The organism is Mesorhizobium caraganae (genome assembly GCF_016836705.1).
Lineage (GTDB): Bacteria > Pseudomonadota > Alphaproteobacteria > Rhizobiales > Rhizobiaceae > Mesorhizobium > Mesorhizobium caraganae.
This window is the reverse complement of record NZ_JAFCGY010000105.1, coordinates 1-875: the sequence shown is the minus strand read 5'-3', so window position 1 is coordinate 875 and position 875 is coordinate 1. Positions and strand designations below refer to the sequence as shown.

General features: G+C 62.6%; 1 protein-coding gene. It reads right to left on the bottom strand.

Going from position 1 to position 875, the window contains the following annotated elements; genetic code table 11:
* On the bottom strand, positions 1-785 hold a 785-nt coding region (locus tag JQK88_RS35490), incomplete at its 3' end, for an ISAs1 family transposase (protein ID WP_203281235.1).
* Between the last annotated feature and the right edge of the window lie 90 nt (positions 786-875).

The window sequence follows — 875 nt, the reverse complement described above, 5'->3', positions numbered from 1 at the left end:
GTGCGCAGGGCCTCGATGCGGCCGATGGCCTTGAGGCCGGGGAACACGGGCAGATCCTTGAGTTTGGCAAGCGGCAAGATGCTGGCTCGGCGCACTTCAGTGCGGCCGTGAGCCGTATCGCGCGTCTCGAAGCAGGCGATCTCGCCTGCCGCGGCAAAGTTTTTCTCAGCCGCGGCAAACAGACGGCCACGGTTGGCCTTCAGACCGAGAGCGTAATGCGCCTTCTGCGCAATCAACGCCTCGGCCGTGTCGGGACGGCAATGCAGGGCGTCGGCGGTGACCGTGCAGCCCTTGAGGTCCAAGCTCTTCAGCAGCGCCAGCGTCGCACCAACCTCGTCGGAGCCCAGCGCCCGCGTTGCCGCAATCGCCAGCCTCGTCTCGGCATCCCAGGCACTGACCATCAGCGGCGGCATGAAGGCACGCCCCTTCTCATAGCCGCGCCTGAGCGCCTTGCCGTCGATGGCCACCACGCCACGCGGCGAGCCAAGCCCAAGTTCGCGCCGCAATGCCGACATGAAGGCGCTCAGCACGCTCGACAATTCCTGCGGATCAAGAAGCCGGAACACCCGGCTGAAGGTGTCGTGGCTCGGACATCCATGCTTCAGGTCGACGATCTCTTTCAGCTCGTCTTCCCGCCCCTCCACGAATTCAGCAATGTCCACACAGCTTTTGGCACCGCACAGCGTCGCTGCAAGCGCCAGGAACAGAAGCTCCGCAAGATTATGCCGCGCATTGATATCGCGCGGATCTCGAACCTCTCGCAGGATAGACATAATCAACGGCACCGCGGCCTCCTCTGTAGCGAGAAAGCCTCTCAAGAATCCCTCTTTTCCTACTTGGCAAGAGCCAATCAACTTATCTGCGATTCCCCTGCC